Raw genomic sequence first — 18,347 nt, forward strand, 5'->3', positions numbered from 1 at the left:
CTCCCCCCCACCCACAAAGCCCATTCTTATTTTGGGTATCACTGTGTTCATCGCTGACCTTCTCTGCGCGGCTCGGCTGAAAGCTGTTTCCATTAGAATGTAACCGGTTACATTTGAACTGGAATTTATGCGCTGCAAGCAAGGCTGTCAAATCGATAATCCACAGTCGCAAGGATTCAAGCGCAGGCAGACCTGCGGTAAGCTCGACCGCCTTAGCGTTCAAACAAGAGGTGATTTTGTCCAATATTCGTGAAGTCGCCCGGCTCGCCGGGGTTTCAGTGGCGACCGTATCGCGCACCCTGGCATCACCCGAACGCGTGCGTCAGGCCACGCGCGACAAGGTCAACGCTGCCGTCGAACAGGTGGGTTATCGCCCTAACTTGATGGCGGTCCAATTTCGCTCGCGGCGCACCGCCAACCTGGTCATCCTGGTTCCCAAGATTGCCAACACGTTTTTCGCGCGCGTGATCAGCGGCGCGCAACAGGCGGCTCAGACTGCCGGCTATCGACTGTTGCTCTGCGATACCCAGGGCCGCGAAGACGTCGAGCGCGAATATGCCGGGCTGGTTGACGCCCATCAGGCCGATGGCGTGATTCAGTTGCGCGCCTACGATCCTTTCCCGGCCGACCGCACAGACACGCCGCCGATGATCAACGCCTGCGAGGTGATCAAGGGCGGACGCCATCCCACCATCAGCCTCGACAACCAGGCGGCTGCCCAAGCGATGACCGAGCACCTGATCGGCCTGGGGCATCGTCGGATTGGCTTGATCAAGGGCCCTCAAAGCAGCCCCCTGACCCAGGACCGAGTGGCGGGCTATCAGGCGGCATTGGCGCAGGCAGGCATCCCCAGTGACCCGGCGATTATTTGCCACGGCGACTTCAGCCTGCGCGCCGGCTATGAGGGTGCTGCCAGTCTGTTGACACTACCGGAGCGTCCTACTGCGCTGTTTTGCGAGAACGACGAAATGGCCATTGGCGCGCTCAAGCGCATCAAGGAAGCGGGCCTGCGCGTGCCTGAAGATATCTCCCTGGTGGGATTTGATGATATTCCGCTGGCGCACTACTGCGATCCGCCGCTGACCACCATTGCCCAGCCCGCCGAAGGCTTTGGGCGCAGGGCCGTGGAAATGCTGATCAACTTGATCGAGAAAAAAGCCAATCCTGAGCAGCATGTGACCCTGCCTTTTGAACTGACTGTCCGTAAAAGCGCTGCGCCCCCGACGGGATAACAGACGGTGCGGCGGCCTCCCGCAACGGAAAGGTTATACGCTGACTTGGGAGAACGTAACCACTGGGCCATATTCCTGATCGGACACTATCGCTTGGACACAAAATGTCCTTTCTGGAAATTGACTCAGCAACACCATCCTCCATGACTGAGCAACAATCCTGCAGAGCTGTTCGTACACAGCCTCTTCCACCCTATCGTTGCAGCCTCCAAAAACATCATACAGATGCATATGATTCAGAAGCTTTTCAACCGCCACCACATCCTTATTACAAGTCTCCATCCAGTTGGTGAAAGCCTCGACAGTGAATTGGCTTGCCAGAAACACCCCCGACTCATGAACAACCAGATCGGGGAATAAAACCTTGGAAAACATCAAGACATCTTCAGGATGTACAACATCACTGATAAAAAAGAACTCATCCAACTCGGACTGATCCTTCCATTGGGTCTTCCAGCGCTCGTATTTCGCAGATCTGACAGGATCTGTCGCTCTAATCACTTCCATGGCTTTTCTTCTGCTCTGATGCCGCATCAAAATCTTGTTGTTCGGGCGGGAGTCGATCGTAACGACACATTAAAAGATTATCCGTGTCGCCGCGCAAATAGCCGTCCATGACCTTGAACAGCTTGCGAGCGAGCCTGACTCAGTCCCACACACAACCATACGGAGTCGCCTCAAGCACTAAATAAAAATATATGATCTTATTATCTCTCAAAATAACATTAATTAATAATTAGCTTATTCCAAAAAAGACTTTCCCCACGGTTTTTTATAGAGATATCTTCGCTTCACAGACCGACCCCATACCTGGCGGAGGACGTACCCCCCACCCTCCAGGTCGCCTACATGCCAGACATCGCACTCCCCACTGCGCTCAAAAAATTTCATCTGTCGCTGCTGACCAGCTCTGTACTCCTGGCAGCCGCGCCCGCCTTCGCCGAAGACGCCAAGCTCGACACCGTGACCGTGATCTCCACCGGCCTGCGTGGCCAGGAGCGCACGGTGGCCGACAGCCCGGCGCCCATCGATGTGATCAACAGCGACCAGTTGCTCAAGACCGGTCGCGCCGAGCTGTCCGAAGCAATCGCCAAGCTGCTGCCGTCGTTCAACTTCGGCACCAACATCGCCGGCTACAACTCGGTGACCCGACCGTTGAGCAACCGCAGCCTGGGCCCGGCGTACACGTTGGTGCTGGTCAACGGCAAGCGCCGCCACAACGGCGCGACGGGACAGCGCGGCTCGATCGATAACAGCGGTGCGAATGCGGTGGACATCGACCTGATCCCGGTCAGCGCGGTGGACCATATCGAAGTGCTCAAAGACAGCGCTGCCGCGCAGTACGGCTCTGACGCGGTGGCGGGTGTGATCAATATCATCCTCAAGAACACCAAGAGCGGCGGCCACCTGGAAACCAGTTACGGCCAGTTGTATTCCGGCCAGGGCGAGACCATCAAGGTGGCGGGCGACCAGGGTTTTGAACTGGGCCAGGGCGGCTTCTTCCACTTCTCGGCCGATGCGCGCAAACGCGGCAGCGCTTCCTGGAACGACAAAGCCGACCGCAGCGTGCGGGCATTCAGTGACCCCGCCAAGGAAGCGGCCTGGGACCGTGTCGCGATCAAGAACGGCGACCCGGACCTCAAGGCCTTCAACCTGGCCTACAACGCCGAATTGCCGCTGGAGGACCTGACGTTGTATTCGTTCTCTACCTATGGCGAACGCGATGCCGAGGCCGCCAACTATTTCCGCCTGCCGACCGGCACCGCCGCAGTCCCTGAGGTATTCCCGGACGGCTACTTCCCGCTCAACAACATCAAGGACCGCGACTACCAGCTGCTGTTCGGCGGCAAGGGCCTGGTGGCCGACTGGAACTGGGACCTGAGCACCACTTACGGGCGCAACAACGTTCACCATTCCAGCGACCTCAATATCAACCCGTCGCTGGGCACGGCGTCCCCCACCAAGTTCGACAACCTGGCGACTTTCCGCTTTGAGCAATGGGTCAACAACCTGGACTTCACCCGCCGCTACGACAGCCTGTTCAACCTGACGCCACCGGTGCAGGTGTCGGCGGGCCTGGAGCATCGTTGGGAGCACTTCAGTACCTTCGCCGGCGACCCCGAGGCCTATATCACCGGCACCTACCCCGCCGCTTCCGGCGCTCAGGCCGCGGTAACGATTCGCCCTGAAGACGAAGTGAGCCTGATCCGCAACAACTACGCGGGCTACCTGGACCTGGGTTTCGACCTGACCGACCGTTGGTTCCTCGACGTCGCTGGCCGTGTCGAACATTACGACGATGACTCGGGCAACACGTTCGGCCTGAAACTGAATTCGCGCTACGAATTGACCGATACCGTGGCCGTGCGCGGCACCGTCGGCACCGGCTTCCGTGCACCGTCCCTGACCCAGATCGGCTACACCGTGGCCGACAACCGGGTGGCGACCGACGTGAACGGTAACGTGGTGCCGGCGGTAACCCGCCTGACGCCGTCCGGCAGCAACCTGGCCAAGGCCCTCGGTGGCGATGACCTCAAGCCGGAGAAATCGCGCAACCTGGGGCTGGGCCTGACCTGGCAACCGGCGCCACGCACCAGCATCACCGCCGATGCCTACCTGATCGACATCGACGACCGCATCGCCCTGACCAGCAACATTTATGACCGTGGCAACGGCGCGATCAACGCCATCCTCGCCGCCCAGGGCGTGCCCACCGGCACCTGGGTCAACTACTACACCAATGCCTTCGACACCCGCACCAAGGGCCTGGACGTGGTCGCCGACCACACCACGCCACTGGACGCCTGGGGCAGTGTGCGCTGGAGCCTGGGGTTCAACTGGAACAAGACCACCATCGAAGGCACCCGCGACACGCCCAGTGCGCTGGCCGGTTCAGGCGTGACCCTGGTGGGCCGTGACCGTGAAGGCGACCTGACCGATGCGTCACCCAAGACCAAGTGGATCCTGGGCGCCAACTGGAAGGTCGAGGACCTGGCGGTCAACCTGCAAACTGCCCGTTACGGCGCGGTCAAGACACTGGCGGTCAACCCGAGCGGCGACCGCAGCTTTGGCGCCAAGTGGATCACCGACCTGGACATCAGCTACACCTTCGTCGACAGCCTCACCGTCAGCATCGGCGGTACCAACATCTTCGACGTGCGCCCCGACAAACACGCGGTGTACAGCAACCTCGGCCTGGCCGCCTACGGCAACCCGCCGTTCTACCCCGGCGGCGGCTACTGGTACACCAAGCTCGCCTATGACTTCTGATCCAACCGCCACCTGAGGGCCCCCCATTGAATACCTCCAACTTGATGAGCCGTCTGCTGGCCCCCTGCGCCTTGGCGCTGAGCCTCGCCGCCTGCTCGCCCGGGACTGATACCCAGGCGGGCAAAACCCTGAACATTGCGTTTTTTGGCGACAACACCATTCTGGTCAGCGTCGACCCGTTCCAAGTGTATTGGCTGGAACACCGCGTGCTGCTGCGCAACGTTGCCGAGTCCCTCACCGACCAGGACCCGCAGACCGGCAAGATCATCCCCTGGCTGGCCAAACGCTGGGAAGTCAGTGACGACGCGCTGACCTATACCTTTCACCTGCGTGAGGACGTCACCTTCAGCAACGGCGAACGCTTCGATGCCAAGGCGGTGAAAACTGCGTTTGACAGCGACAAGGCCCTGGCGACCGAGCTGCCCGCCACTTTCGGCGCCACCTACTTGGCAGGTTACGACCATGCCGAAGTGGTCGATGACTTCACCGTCAAGCTGGTGCTGTCCAAGCCCAACGCGGGTTTCCTGCAGGCGACTTCCACCACCAACCTGGCGATCCTCGCGCCCGCCTCCTACGCACTGACGGTGAAAGAGCGCTCCCTGGGCAAGATCATCGGCACCGGGCCGTTCGTATTGGCCAGCTACACGCCGGAAGTCGGCGCACACCTGACCAAGCGCAAGGGCTACGCCTGGGCCTCGGCCAATATGAAAAACCAGGGCGAAGCGCACCTGGATGCGGTAGACATCAGCTACATCCCCGAAGAAAGCGTGCGCAACGGCCTGTTCCTGCAAGGCAAGACCGACATCCTGTGGCCGCGCAACCCGTTCTCGGAAGTTGACCTGAAGTTGTTTCAGTCCAAGGGCGCGACGATCCAGAGCCGTTCGTTGCCGGGCCCCGCACTCAACCTCTTCCCCAACACCCGTGGCGAGCGCCTGCTGGCTGACAAGCAAGTGCGCCTGGCCGTACAAAAGTCGATTGATCGCAAGAGTTACGCCAGCACGGTGTACAACGCCGAATTCCCGGTGGTGGACGGCGTGTTTGATGTGACCACGCCGTATGTCAAAAGCCAGGCGGCCAAGCTCGGTTATGACCCGGCCGGTGCAGAGCGCTTGCTGGACGAAGCCGGCTGGGCCAAGCGCGCGGATGGCTACCGGCAGAAAAACGGCAAGCGCCTGAGCCTGAGCTATAACATCAGCCCGGCCGAGACTGCCGGCGATGTGCTGATCCAGGACCAACTGCGCAAGGTTGGTATCGAGTTGAAACTCAGCGTCGTCACCCGCGCCGAATGGGTCGCCAACAACTCTGCGGGCAATTACGACCTGACCATCAACTACATGACCCGCGCCGACCCGATCATCCTGCAAACCATCCTCGATCCGCGCAGCGCCAACAGCTCAACCGTGGCCACCAACACCTATGAACCGGCGGTACTGGACAAAGCCAAGGCGTTGTTTGATGCCGGCATCACGGCCACCCAGAGCGCGCAGCGCGCAGCCGCCTACGGCGACCTGCAAGACCTGTTGATTGATGAGAGCTCGGCATTCCCGATCTACGAGCGCGTGTGGCAGGCAGCAACCTCGCCCAAGGTGAAAAACTTCCGCTGGACCGCCGAGGGTTTTGCGCTGTTGGGTGATATCGAGATCGGCACGCCATGAGCCGCTACCTGATCGGTCGGGTCGGCCAGGCGCTGCTGGTGTTGTGGGGTGCCTATAGCATCACGTACTTCATTCTCTATCTGCTGCCGGGCGACACGCTGTCATTGATGCTCAGCGCCTCGGGCATGGAAGCCGACGCGCTGTCGGTAGAAGACCTGGCAAAGGCGCGGGCCTATTACGGTTTGGACAAGGGCGTATTCGAACAGTATTTCGACCTGCTGTGGGGCGCCGTTCGAGGTGACTTCGGCCAGTCACTTTCCCTTAACCGTCCAGTGGCCGAGCTGCTGGTTGAACGCCTGCCGCAAACCTTGTCGTTGGCGGGCCTGGCCATCGTCCTGTCGTTGCTGGGCGGTATTGGCCTGGCTTACCTAACCGCCTATATCCGCTGGCGACCGTTGAAGAAAGCGTTGACGCGCTTGCCGTCCCTGGGCTTTTCGGTGCCGGTGTTCTGGATGGGGCTATTGCTGATCCAGGTGTTTGCCTTTGGCCTGGGTTGGTTTCCCGCTACCGGCAGTCGGGGTTTCGAAAGCCTGGTGCTGCCGGCCGTCACCCTGGCCATTCCCAGTGCAGCGGTGTACGCCCAGGTACTGCAACGGAGCTTCCAGGGTGTCTGGAAAGAGTCCTACATCACCACCGCCTACGCCAAGGGCCTCAGCCGGGGTCAGGTGCAGGCGCGGCATGGGTTCAAGAACGCCGCGCTGCCGATCCTGACCCTGATCGGCTTGCAGGTCGGCAATACGGTGTCCGGCGCGGTGCTGGTGGAGACCATTTTTGCGCGATCCGGCATTGGCCGACTGGCCCAGGAGGCGGTGCTGCGCCAGGACATTCCGGTGGTACTGGCCATCGTCGCGGTGTCGGCTGCGGCCTTTGTATTGGTGAACCTGTTGGTCGACCTGCTTTACCCCTGGTTCGACCCGCGCATCTCCCACACGCCAAAGGTGTCTTAGATCATGACCATCCTTGAGCAGAACCTGCGCGGCACAGCCATCCCGGTCAGCCAACCGCTGTGGCGTCGCCGCAGCCGATTGCAGCGCGCGACGACGGTATTGTTGCCCTTGTTGCGACGGCCTGGTTTCAGCCTGGCGCTGTTGCTGGTGCTCTTCGCACTGATTTCAGCCGTGGCGCCTCACGTACTGACAAGCTTTGACCCCTACGCCACCTCGCCTGTCGACAAGCTACGCGCGCCAAACCTCACCCACTGGTTTGGCACTGATGAACTGGGCCGCGACCTGTTTACCCGGGTGGTCTACGGTTCGAGCCTGTCGATGCTGGCCGCCTCGCTGGCCGTCGGCATCGCCCTGCTCGGCGGCTTGGGACTGGGCATTCTGTCGGGCTTTGCCGGCGGGCGTATCGACTCGGTGATCATGCGCTTCGTCGATGTGCTGCTGGCCTTGCCCGGCGTGCTGTTGGCCCTGGCGATTGTCACCGCGATCGGCTTCGGCACCGTACCGGTGGCCATCGCAGTGGGCGTCGGCATCATTCCGGGGTTCGCCCGCACCACCCGCGCCGAGGTGCTGCGGGTCAAGACGTTGCCCTATGTGGAAGCCGCGCGCCTGGGCGGTGCAAGTTGGAGCCGTACGTTGTTGCGCCACATCCTGCCGAATGCCTGGGGCCCGGTGGCAGTGTTGGCGACGCTCGACTTTGGCGCTGCGATCCTGGCAACGGCGGGGCTGAGCTTCCTCGGTTTCGGCGCGGTGCCCCCCGCCGCCGAGTGGGGCACGCTGATTGCCAATGGCCGTCACTTCCTGATCACCGCCCCGTGGGTGTCGCTGCTGCCGGGCCTGTTCCTGGTGGCCGTGGTGTTCAGCCTCAACCATATCGCCCGCACCTTCGAGGAGACCCCGCGATGAATGCTTTAGTGGATGTTCGCCAACTCAGTGTCAGTTATCGGCACGGCAACACGGCGGTCAATCGCCTATCCCTGAGCATTGCCCAGGGCGAGACCGTGGCGATTGTGGGCGAGTCCGGCTCGGGCAAATCGACCCTGGCCAACGCGATCCTGGGTCTATTGCCGGAGAGTGCGCAGATCAGCGCCGGCCAACTGTGGGTAGACGGCCAGGATCTGACCCACGCCAATGAACGCCAAAAACGTGCCTTGCGCGGCCGCACTATCGGCCTGGTGCCCCAGGACCCGATGGTCAGCCTCAACCCCACATTGCGCGTGGGCCAGCAGATCGCCGAGGCGCTGATCCTGGCCAAGGGCAAACGCTACCCCGCTGTCGATGCGGACATTGTCGAGCTGCTGCAACAGGTGGGCATCGACAAACCCGTGCTGCGCGCCCGTCAGTATCCCCATGAACTGTCCGGCGGCATGCGCCAGCGCGTGCTGATCGCCATTGCCCTGGCCGGCAACCCACGCCTGATCATCGCCGACGAGCCCACCAGCGCCCTCGACGTCACCGTGCAGCGCAAGATCCTCGACCACCTGCAACGCCTGGTCAGCGAGCGTGGAATTTCGCTGTTGATCATCACCCACGACCTGGGTGTGGCAGCCGACCGCGCCGACCGGATCCTGGTGATGCAGCAGGGTGAACTGGTGGAACAGGGGCCGCCACGGCAGATTCTCGATGCCCCGCAGCACGACTACACTCGCGCGCTGATTGCCGCCGCGCCCGCGTTTGCCAAACGTCGTGAACCGTTGGTACGGGTTGATCCGGCACAACAGCCGATATTGCGCCTGCAAAACGTGGGTAAGACGTTTGCGCTGCCCAAGGTAAAAGGTGAGCAGTCGACTTTTGTGGCGCTTGAAGATCTCAACCTGCAGGTGTATCCCGGCCAGACCCTGGCTATCGTCGGCGAATCGGGTTCGGGCAAAAGCACTGCATTGCGCATCGCCCTGGGCTTGGAAAAGCCGAGCCATGGCCAGGTCTGGTTCGAACAGCAGGACGTCACGCACCTGAGCTGGCGCGACTTCCGCCCGCTGCGCCAGCGCCTGCAACTGGTGCAGCAAAACCCGTTCGCAGCGCTGGACCCTCGCTTCACCGTGTTCGACAGCATCGTCGAACCACTGGTCTCGTTCGGCTTGCTCAAGGGGCCAGCGTTGGAACAGGCCGCGCGGGAATTGATCAGTCGCGTACACCTGCCAGTCAGCTACCTGGACCGCCTGCCACGCGAACTGTCCGGCGGCCAATGCCAACGCGTCGCCATTGCCAGGGCGCTGGCGTTGAAGCCGGACCTGTTGCTGCTGGATGAGCCGGTCAGTGCCCTCGACGTGTCGGTGCAGGCGCACATTCTGGATTTGTTGGAAGAGCTGCAACGGGAGATGGGCATTGCCTATGTGCTGGTGTCCCATGACCTGTCGGTGGTGGCCAACTTCGCGCATGAGGTGCTGGTGTTGCGCAATGGCCGGGTAGTTGAGCAGGGTTCGGTGGAGCGGATATTCAATCGGCCGGCGAGTGATTACACACGGGAGCTGATTGCTGCGATCCCGGGCCGGCACGTCACGGCAACCGCCGCCTGACCAGGGCTACAGCGGATTGGGCGGCATACGCCGGGGCATCAATCACTCGGACATGTTGCGACAGTAGCAATGGCAACTGCGCCTGCAAAAACTCCACCCACGTACGCACCTTGGCATCCAGAAAGCGCCGCGACGGGTACACCGCGAAAATACTGCGTTCGCGCAGCCGGTAATCCGGCAGCAAACGCACCAGCGAGCCGTCCTGCAACGCCTGGGAGACACTGAAAAACGGCAAAAGGCTGATGCCCATGCCCTCCTGTGTCGCCTTGACCATGGCGTCGGCCACGTTGGTCCTGAAGGTGTCGCCGGGTGAAACCGCGAGCTCACCCGCCTCGCTTTTGAACAACCAGGCATCTTCCTGGAAGTCTTGCAGATGCAGGCACTGATGCTGACTCAGGTGCTCCGCCTGTTCGGGCACGCCGTGCCGATGCAGGTACCGGGGCGCGGCACAGGGCACGCTGAACAACTGGCCGATGGTCTGGCTGACCAACGCTGAGTCCGGTAGCGAACGGGCAATCGAAATCACCACATCGTGGCCTTCTTCCAGCGGGTCCGGGGTGTGCTGGGAAAGTGTCAGCTCCACGCCGACGTGCGGATATCGCTCGCTGTAGCGGGCGACCAGCGGGGTGATCAGCACGCCCAGGCCGCTCATGCAATGCACACGCAGACGCCCTCGGGGATTGAGGTGAGCGCCACTGGCTTCTGCCGTTGCCTCCCTGACGTCTTCCAGAATGTCACGACAGCGCAGCAAAAAACGTTCGCCCGACTCCGTCAGGCACAGACGCCGTGTGGTGCGTTGCAGCAGGCGCGTCTGGAGGTGTTTCTCAAGCTCGGACACCAACCGGGACACCTGTGCCCCCGACAATTCTAGGGTTTCGGCGGCCGCTGCGAAGCTGCCGCTGTCCACCACACGGGCGAATACCTGCATGCCATTGAGCATGTCCATCAGCGTTGCCCCGCGATTGCTACGTAATCCGTATGAGTCATTTACCTGCCCCTGTCTTTAACCCTGCGCGGTTCTGACTAAACTGAAACCACTGACCGAGGGCCATCGCATGAAGATCAAATTTTTCAGCCTTATCCTGCTTTTTACCGCCAGCGGTGCCTTTGCCCAAGGCAATCCCGAGAACGCTGCGCCGGATATCCAGCGCATCGTTTCCGTGACGCCCGTGCCAGGCAGTTGCCAGGTCGAGCCCGCGACCCTGGTGTACGTCGACAGCCAGGGCGTCAGCCATAGCGTGAACTACCTGGTGATGGGCACGTGCCAGGGTGGCGTTTAAAGCAGCGTCCAGGTGTAACTGAGGATCAGCCGGTTCTCGTCGATATCGCTGCGGTAGTTGGAGCGCGCCATGACGTTGCGCAACCGTATACCCAGGCCGCGCAGAGCACCGTTCTGCACGGCGTAGCCGATATCCAGGTCACGCTCGCGGTCCTTGCCCTGATAACCCGCGCCGGTGGTCACGTTGTCGCCGGTGATGTAACGCACCGTCGTGATCAACCCTGGAAGCCCGAGTACCCCGAAGTCGTAGTCGTAGCGCACTTGCCAGGAGCGCTCGTCGGTGTAGGCAAACTCATAGGTGGGCACCTCGTTGCCCAGCGGCGTGACGTTGGCAAACACCCGTGGGAACGCGCTGTCACCGTACATCGCCTGGTAGCCGACATAGACGGTATGACCGCCCCGCCTGACCGACAGCAGCGAGAAAAACGCTTGGTTGTCGATCTTGCCGAGCAATTTATCGCCGTCCTCTCGCGCTGCGTAGTAACCCAGGTTAGCCCCCAGCACCCAATCACCCATCGGCTGGCTGTGCTTGAAGCCAAGAAAGTTCTGCGCATAGATGTCTTGCAACTGGCCGCGCCACAGGCTGACGCTGGTGCGATTGGCGTTGAAGGCGTAGTCACCGCCAACATAGTTGAATGCGCCACTCTCGGCACTGCGCTGCGGCACGTGGCCGAGCATGGCGATCATCTTTTCGTCGCCGGCCTCATTACGCAGGCTGGTGGTGGTCAGGTGTCCGGCCTGTAGCGTGAGGCCAGCGACGTCATTGGAGCTGATGCTCACCCCTTGATAACTCGGCGGCAGCAGGCGGATATCGCTGAAGGCGAGCACCGGCAGGTTGGGCTGTAATTCACCCACTTTCAGCTCAGTCTTGGAAACCCGCGCCTTGAAGGTCAGGCCGAGGCGGCTGTAGTCATCTGCCGCACGGCCATCGTCCTTGACCGGCAACAAGCCGCTGTTGACCCGGTCCGGGCTGCTGTCGAGCTTGAGGCCCAGGGTGCCGAGCGCATCCAGGCCGAAGCTGACAGGCCCTGGTGTGTAACCAGATTTATAGGTCAGGATAAAACCCTGCCCCCACTCTTCGGCCCTGGATTGTTTGTTGGCCCCGACAATGTCGGAGAAGTCACGGCTGAAGTAATAGTTGCGGGCTTGCAAGGTGGCACTCGAGCCTTCGAAAAAGCCGCCTTCGGACGCGGTCGCCGCCAAAGGCATGCCGAGTAGGGGCAGCCAGATACGCTGTAGGGTCTGTTGATTCATGTCGTTGCTCTTTTAATTGTTGTTATCGACGGTGGCAGATCAACGCACGCCAGCAGCCTCCAGATGGCTGCGCGGCCGACGCTGACTCAGGGCGTAGGTCATCATCGCCAGCGCAGCAATCGCACCCGGAATGGCAAAGACCAGGAAGTTGAGCTGCAACGGCAGCTCCGCAGACATCAAGGCGCCGCCCAGCAATGGGCCAACGATTGCGCCGTTGCGACCGATCCCGGACGCCCAACCCAGGCCGGTGGCACGCATGGACAAACCGTAGAGCTGCGCCGCACCGGCATACAGCAGGATTTGCGTGCCGATGGTGGTGGCGCCTGCGAGGAAGATCAGCAGGTACAGGACCGGCATCGGGCTGTTGATCCCCAGCAAGCTGATGGAAACCACACCGGTGACGAAGAAGCCGATCATCACCTTGATCAGGTTCAACCGGTCACCCAGCCAACCACCGACAAGCGCCCCGGCCATGCCGCCCAGGTTCAATGCCACCAGGAACGACAGGCTCGACCCCAGGCTATAACCGGCGCCCGCCATCAGTTTGGGCAGCCATGAACTCAGTGCGTACACCATCAACAGGCAGCAGAAAAACGCGGTCCAGACCATCGCCGTGCGCACGCCCAGCCCATGGCGAAACAGCTCCACCACCGAAGCGCCCTTGGCTTTCACTTCGTTAAGCAGCAGTTCATCACCTGCCTCGATCTGCGTACCCGGCGACAGTCGCATCAGCAACGCCCGCGCCTGCTCCTGGCGACCCTGACGCACCAGAAAACCGATGGATTCGGGCAGCCAATACACGATCAAAGGCAGCAGCAGCAGCGGAATAGCCGCCGCGAAGAACATCGACGACCAACCATAATTGGGCAGCATGAAAATCCCGACGCTGGCCGCGAGCATGCCGCCCAGGGAATAGCCGCTGAACATCACCGCCATCAGGGTGCTGCGCAGTTTCTTCGGCGCATATTCGTTCATCAGCGCCGCCGCATTGGGCATCAGGCCGCCGCAGCCCAGGCCCGCGATAAAACGGCAGATGCCGAATTCGGTGGGACTGCTGGCAAACCCGTTGATCACCGTGGCAACGCTGAACAGCGCGAAGCACACGGCGATGCCTTTTTTGCGCCCGAACCGGTCCGCCAGGCTGCCAAACACCAGCGCGCCGAACATCATGCCGAACAGCGCATAACTGCCCAGCGCACCGGCCTGCAGCGGCGACAGACTCCATTCTTTCATGATGGACGGCAGCACCACGCCGTAGATAAACAAGTCATAGCCGTCAAAGATCAACAGCAAGGCACACAGGCCCACCACTCTCCAGTGAAAACGGCTGAAGCGGGCATTATCGATAATCGAATGAACGTCATGGGTACGCATGGCAGTGCTCTCTTTATTGTTGTTGTGAGTCAGTGTCTGCAGGGGTAATGGCGCTCAGCCCAGGTCGCCGCCTCCTACGGGCAAGGTCACGCCGGTGATGTAGGAGGCTTCGTCAGAGGCCAGGAACAGGATCGCGCCGACTTGCTCGTCAATGCTGCCGTAGCGTTTCATCGGGCTACTGTCGAGAGTCTGATCGACGATCTGTTGATACCAGACGCGTTCCTGTTCGGTTTGCGGCTGGTTGTTGCGCGGAATGCGGCGTGGCGGAGCTTCGGTGCCGCCGGGTGCCGTGGCGTTGATGCGAATGCCACGGCCGGCGGTTTCCAGGGCCAGGCAGGCGGTCAGCGCATTCACCCCGCCCTTGGCCGCCCCATAGGGCACCCGATTGATGCCGCGCGTGGCAATCGACGACACGTTGACGATGGCGCCGCTGCCCTGCTTCAGCATGTAGGGCAGCACGCAATGGCAGCACCACACCGTAGGGAACAACGAGCGGCGCACCTCCGCTTCGATTTCCGGCTCGGCGTAGTGCTCGAAGGGTTTGGCCCAGATGGTGCCGCCGACGTTGTTGATCAGGATGTCGATGCGCTTGAAACGCGCCTTGGCCTGCGCCATCACCCGTGCGCATTCGGCGTGCTGCTCCAGGTCGGCGGTAAGAGTCAGCGCCCGCGCGTGCTGCAATTCATGCACAAGCTCCGAACGATCGACCGCCACCAGCCAGGCGCCCTCCTCCAGCAAGCGCTCGGCAACGCGCCGGCCAATGCCCTGTGCTGCGCCTGTGACCAGCGCGACCTGGTTATTGAAACGTAGTGTCATGTGGGTTTCCTCAGGCGGCGTCGCCGGTGACGATGGCGTTGGGCGTGAACTTCTCGTAGTAGAAGCTGGCCGGGCTGACGCCCTGTTGCTTGAAGTGCTGGCGCACGGCATCCACCATCGGCGGCGGGCCGCACAGGTACACATCGACGTCACCGTGGTTAAGCTGGTCGTTCGTCATGTGCTGGGTGACATAGCCCTGCCGTGGATGGTGGGTCTGCGGGTCGGCCACGCAGGTGACGACGCTCAAGTTCGGCAGCCGCTGGGCAAACGCTTGCAGCGCCTCGACCATCACCAGGTCCGCGTCACGGGTCACGCCGTAGACCAGCGTGATCGTGAGCGTCTCCTGACGCTCCGCCAGCACTTCGAGCATCGACAAAAACGGCGCCAGCCCGGTGCCCCCGGCCAACAGCAACAACGGCCGTGTCACCTCGCGCAGATAAAAGCTGCCCAGGGGGCCGGTCATCGGCACCGCGTCGCCCACCTCTGCCTGTGCAAGCCAGCCGCTCATCAAGCCGCCGGGCACATGCTTGATCAAGAACGAGGCGCACGTGTCGCCGGGGCGGTTGCTGAACGAATAGGAACGAGTCTGCCCGCTGCCCGGCACACCGATATTCACGTATTGGCCCGGCAGGAAAGCCGGTGCCTGGTCCAGCTCGAAACACACTTCCAACGCCGCATCGGCGTGCGTGGTAATACGCGAGAGCGTTGCGGCAAATTGTCCAATGCCGGTCTTGCAGGCACTGGAGGGCACCGGCACCGCTATCACGCAATCGGACTGCGGGACCATCTGGCAGGTCAGCACCTGCCGTTGCTGGGCTTCGTCCTCGCTGAGGGCGTCGTCGATGTAGTCGTCACCCAAGTCGTAGGCGCCGGTTTCACAGCGGCATTTGCAGGTGCCGCAGACACCGTCCGAGCAATCCATGGGCAGGTTGATACGTTGGCGAAAGGCCGCATCCAGGACCTTTTCACCTACCTTGCAGTCGATGAAACGGGTGACCCCATCCTCGAAGTTCAGGGCAATGGCGTACGTCATTGGGGCGTCCTCAGATGTGGTAGATGTCGATGACCTGATGGATGTAGTCGTTTTTCAGCACCACCTTCTTGCGCGTGATCAGCGGCTGTTCTCCGCGCATATCGAGGCTGTAGAACGAGGTGCCGAAGTACGTGTCCGTGGTCTTGTAGCGGTGGCTGAGGGTTTGCCAGTTGAAGCGCAACCTCACGTGCTCGCCGTCGTCGGCCAGCACTTCGAGGTTGGTGATCAGGTGCGCGGTGCGCGGCTCGGGCGTACTGGCGCTGGAGCGCTCGGTCTTGATGCGGAATACGCGGTCTTCCAGGCCATCGCGGCTGGGGTAGTAGATCAGCGAGATTTCGCTTTGCGGGTCTTCGGTGAGGGTGTCGTGATCGTCCCACGCCGGCATCCAGAATTCGACCTTGGGCGAGTAGCACTCCAGCCACGCGTCCCACTGGCGATCATCCAGCAGGCGCGCTTCGCGGTAGAGAAAGTCGAGCAGGCGGTCGCGGGAGGTACTCATGACAGCACCGCCTTGTCGCTGGCAATCAGGCCCTGCTGCTCGTGCTGGATGGCGCGTTGCAGACTCTGTGCCCAATGGGCGTGCTGGCGTACGAACAGGCCTTCGTCTTCGGTCTTGATCCCGCTGAGCTGCGGCTGCATGCCCATGGCGCGGGCGTTTTCATCGGCGCCTTCGACCCACTGTTTGGCGCCACGGCTGAGGTCGTTCCACAGGGTGGTCGCGCCTTGGTAGCCGGTCTGACAGGCGCGAAATTCTTCCAGGTCATCCGGCGTACCCATGCCGCTGACGTTGAAGAAGTCTTCGTACTGGCGGATACGGGTGGCGCGCTCCTCGGCGCTTTCGCCGATGGGCGCCATGCAATAGATGGTGACTTCGGTCTTGTCGACGGCAATCGGCCGCACCACGCGGATCTGGGTGGAAAACTGATCCATCAGGTACACGTTGGGATAGAGGCACAGGTTGCGCGTCTGGTCGACGATAAAGTCGGCGCGCTCCTGGCCCAGGCGCTCGGCGAGGGCCTCGCGGTGAGCATGCACCGGGCGTACTTCGGGGTTGAGCAGGCGCGTCCACAGCAGGATATGCCCGTGCTCGAAGGCGTAGACGCCGCCCAGGCTTTTCGACCAGCCATTGGCGTCCACGGTGCGGGTGCCTTCGCTTTCATAATTGCGGCGGCCCATGGTCGCCGAGTAATTCCAGTGCACCGAGCTGACGTGATAACCGTCGGCGCCGTTCTCGATCTGCAGCTTCCAGTTGCCGTCGTACACATAGGAGGAGCTGCCGCGCAGCACTTCCAGGCCCAAGGGCGCCTGGTCGACCATCTGGTCGATGATCACACGGGTTTCACCCAGGTAATCGCTGAGTTCCGGTACGGATTCGCTGAGGCTGCCAAACAGGAAGCCACGGTAGTTTTCGAAACGGCCCAGGCGCGTCAAGTCGTGGGAGCCGTCGCAGTCGAAGCTGTCCGGGTAAGCGCCGGTCTTGGGGTCCTTCACTTTGAGCAACTTGCCGGCGTTGCTGAAGGTCCAGCCGTGGAACGGACAGGTAAACGAGCCTTTGTTGCCTTGCTTGCGCCGGCAGAGCATGGCGCCACGGTGCGCGCAGGCGTTGACCAGGCCATGCAGGGTGCCGTGTTTATCGCGAGTGATGACCACCGGTTGGCGGCCGATCCAGGTGGTGAAGTAGTCGTTGATCTCGGGCACCTGGCTTTCGTGCGCCAGGTAGATCCAACCGCCTTCGAAGATGTGTTTGATCTCCAGTGCGAACAGGTCAGGGTCGGTAAAGATGTCGCGGCGGCAGCGGAACACCCCGGTGGCGGGATCTTCCTGGACGGATTCGCCGAGTTGCCGGGCGAGGCGGTCGAGCGTGCTGATCATGGGGTAGGCCCTCGGTTGTTCTTGTATCAGGCGCCTTCACTGTAGGGGCACGCTCCACTCCTCAATATCCGTTGGCTGCAAAACGTTATCCGCCGGGCGCAGGCTGTCAGCGCTGGCGTTTCCAGGTCTGCGACGGCAATTCGCCGAAGCGTTTGCGGTAGGCCTCGGAAAAGCGCCCCAAATGCACGAAGCCATGATCCAGCGCCACTTCGGTCACGCTACGAGCCGAGGGCAATTGCAAGCGCGCGTGCACGCGCTCCAACTTGCGTTGACGCACGTAGTCGCGCGGCGACAGGCCGACCTGACGTTCAAACAGGGTATAGAGCGAACGCTCGCTGACCTTGGCGGTGGCCATCAGTTGTTCGACGCTGATGTCTTCGGTCAGGTGTTCCTCGATGAATTGGCGCACCGCTTCGAAACCACCGCCTTGAGCCGCTTGCGGGGCAACGCGCAACACGTTGCTGGCCAACAGCGCCAAGAGTTTATTCGCCACGATGAGTTCATACAGGCCTTGTACTTCGCACTCGGCGGCGTTTTCAGCCTCATGGCAGATCAGCCCCAATAGTTGCAGGAACCCACTCATCTCACTCAGCGCATGCCGCGCCGTGGCGAAACGGATGCCCTGTTGCGGCAGCGTCCAACGCTGTTCCAGGCAGGCGTTCTCCAGCAGGCGCACCGGCAACTTGATGATGAATTTCTCGCAGTCGGCGGAATAGGTCAGGTCCACCGGGTCATCCGGGTTGATCAGCAGGATCTCACCGGGTTGGAAGACCTGCTCTACCCCACGGGCATTGGAGCGGCAGTGACCGCTCAGCAGGATTTGCAGGTGATAGATGGTTTGCAGCGCATCCGACGTCACTCGCACCGGCGCACCGTAGCTGATCCGGCACAGGTCCAGGCTGGAAAAGGTGCGGTGGCTGATGCTCGCCTGTGGCCGCCCACGAGGTGGCAGGCGAATACAGTGGCTGCCGACATGCTGGTTGACGTAGTCGGAGACCGCATAGGCATCGGCACGTTGGAAAATCTGGCTGCGCTCACTCAATAGCACGGTCATGGTTGCGCCTCTTTTATAGTTATAGGGTTCAGGCTGACGCTTGGCGGT

Annotated in this window: 17 protein-coding genes; 7 read left to right on the top strand and 10 right to left on the bottom strand. The window is 61.6% G+C overall.

Annotated features, from left to right (window positions below; all coding sequences use genetic code 11):
• Positions 1–244: hypothetical protein (locus tag HX823_RS31825; protein WP_218169598.1), on the bottom strand; the 244-nt coding region annotated here is incomplete at its 3' end.
• On the opposite strand from HX823_RS31825, the gene HX823_RS00060 reads away from it, so the two are divergent.
• Positions 237–1,232, top strand: coding sequence for a LacI family DNA-binding transcriptional regulator (locus HX823_RS00060; protein ID WP_177073811.1), 996 nt, complete (start codon positions 237–239; stop codon positions 1,230–1,232). The two genes, HX823_RS31825 and HX823_RS00060, sit on opposite strands and share 8 nt — an antisense overlap.
• A 33-nt stretch (positions 1,233–1,265) precedes the next feature.
• Here HX823_RS00060 and HX823_RS00065 read toward each other — a convergent pair whose 3' ends face one another.
• Entirely contained in the window at positions 1,266–1,739 is a 474-nt protein-coding gene (locus tag HX823_RS00065; RefSeq protein ID WP_038850475.1) for a hypothetical protein, read from the bottom strand.
• Positions 1,740–2,081: 342 nt separating this feature from the next.
• On the opposite strand from HX823_RS00065, the gene HX823_RS00070 reads away from it, so the two are divergent.
• Genes HX823_RS00070 through HX823_RS00090 form a run of 5 tightly spaced genes read left to right on the top strand, consistent with a single transcriptional unit; the run spans position 2,082 to position 9,617 of the window.
• Positions 2,082–4,502 (top strand): TonB-dependent siderophore receptor, encoded by a 2,421-nt coding sequence (locus HX823_RS00070; RefSeq protein ID WP_177073812.1) that lies wholly within the window; start codon positions 2,082–2,084, stop codon positions 4,500–4,502.
• Positions 4,503–4,546: 44 nt separating this feature from the next.
• Positions 4,547–6,157: an ABC transporter substrate-binding protein gene (locus HX823_RS00075; protein ID WP_177073903.1), complete on the top strand. Its 1,611-nt coding sequence runs from the start codon at positions 4,547–4,549 to the stop codon at positions 6,155–6,157.
• Complete coding sequence (locus tag HX823_RS00080; RefSeq protein WP_177073813.1) at positions 6,154–7,104, top strand: ABC transporter permease; 951 nt, start codon at positions 6,154–6,156, stop codon at positions 7,102–7,104. Before HX823_RS00075 ends, HX823_RS00080 begins: the two co-directional genes overlap by 4 nt.
• A gap of 3 nt (positions 7,105–7,107) precedes the next feature.
• On the top strand, positions 7,108–8,007 hold the full coding sequence (locus tag HX823_RS00085) for an ABC transporter permease (protein ID WP_177073814.1): 900 nt from the start codon (positions 7,108–7,110) through the stop codon (positions 8,005–8,007).
• Complete coding sequence (locus tag HX823_RS00090; protein ID WP_177073815.1) at positions 8,004–9,617, top strand: ABC transporter ATP-binding protein; 1,614 nt, start codon at positions 8,004–8,006, stop codon at positions 9,615–9,617. Before HX823_RS00085 ends, HX823_RS00090 begins: the two co-directional genes overlap by 4 nt.
• Here the strand turns inward: HX823_RS00090 and HX823_RS00095 are convergent.
• The gene (locus HX823_RS00095; protein WP_177073816.1) at positions 9,598–10,563 is read right to left on the bottom strand and encodes a LysR family transcriptional regulator; all 966 of its coding nucleotides are present in this window, start codon (positions 10,561–10,563) and stop codon (positions 9,598–9,600) included. The genes HX823_RS00090 and HX823_RS00095 overlap by 20 nt on opposite strands.
• Positions 10,564–10,672: 109 nt before the next feature.
• Here HX823_RS00095 and HX823_RS00100 point away from each other — a divergent pair, with 109 nt between their 5' ends.
• Positions 10,673–10,897 (top strand): DUF2790 domain-containing protein, encoded by a 225-nt coding sequence (locus tag HX823_RS00100; RefSeq protein WP_038850465.1) that lies wholly within the window; start codon positions 10,673–10,675, stop codon positions 10,895–10,897.
• Here the strand turns inward: HX823_RS00100 and HX823_RS00105 are convergent.
• The 7 genes from HX823_RS00105 to HX823_RS00135 form a co-directional block, all read right to left on the bottom strand.
• On the bottom strand, positions 10,894–12,150 hold the full coding sequence (locus tag HX823_RS00105) for an OprD family porin (protein ID WP_177073817.1): 1,257 nt from the start codon (positions 12,148–12,150) through the stop codon (positions 10,894–10,896). The genes HX823_RS00100 and HX823_RS00105 overlap by 4 nt on opposite strands.
• A gap of 39 nt (positions 12,151–12,189) precedes the next feature.
• Entirely contained in the window at positions 12,190–13,524 is a 1,335-nt protein-coding gene (locus HX823_RS00110) for an MFS transporter (protein WP_177073818.1), read from the bottom strand.
• Positions 13,525–13,578: 54 nt separating this feature from the next.
• Positions 13,579–14,340 (bottom strand): 1,6-dihydroxycyclohexa-2,4-diene-1-carboxylate dehydrogenase, encoded by a 762-nt coding sequence (locus HX823_RS00115; protein WP_177073819.1) that lies wholly within the window; start codon positions 14,338–14,340, stop codon positions 13,579–13,581.
• A 10-nt stretch (positions 14,341–14,350) separates the two neighbouring features.
• Positions 14,351–15,373 (bottom strand): benzoate 1,2-dioxygenase electron transfer component BenC, encoded by a 1,023-nt coding sequence (gene benC / locus HX823_RS00120; RefSeq protein WP_177073820.1) that lies wholly within the window; start codon positions 15,371–15,373, stop codon positions 14,351–14,353.
• Positions 15,374–15,383: 10 nt separating this feature from the next.
• On the bottom strand, positions 15,384–15,872 hold the full coding sequence (gene benB, locus HX823_RS00125; protein WP_177073821.1) for a benzoate 1,2-dioxygenase small subunit: 489 nt from the start codon (positions 15,870–15,872) through the stop codon (positions 15,384–15,386).
• A complete protein-coding gene (locus tag HX823_RS00130; RefSeq protein ID WP_177073822.1) occupies positions 15,869–17,245 on the bottom strand; it encodes a Rieske 2Fe-2S domain-containing protein in 1,377 nt (458 codons plus the stop codon). Before HX823_RS00130 ends, benB begins: the two co-directional genes overlap by 4 nt.
• Before the next feature lie 106 nt (positions 17,246–17,351).
• Positions 17,352–18,299 carry an AraC family transcriptional regulator gene (locus HX823_RS00135; RefSeq protein ID WP_177073823.1) on the bottom strand — a complete coding sequence of 316 codons (948 nt, stop codon included), beginning with the start codon at positions 18,297–18,299 and terminating at the stop codon, positions 17,352–17,354.
• Between the last annotated feature and the right edge of the window lie 48 nt (positions 18,300–18,347).

Source organism: Pseudomonas sp. P7759 (genome assembly GCF_013386445.1).
Lineage (GTDB): Bacteria > Pseudomonadota > Gammaproteobacteria > Pseudomonadales > Pseudomonadaceae > Aquipseudomonas > Aquipseudomonas azotoformans_A.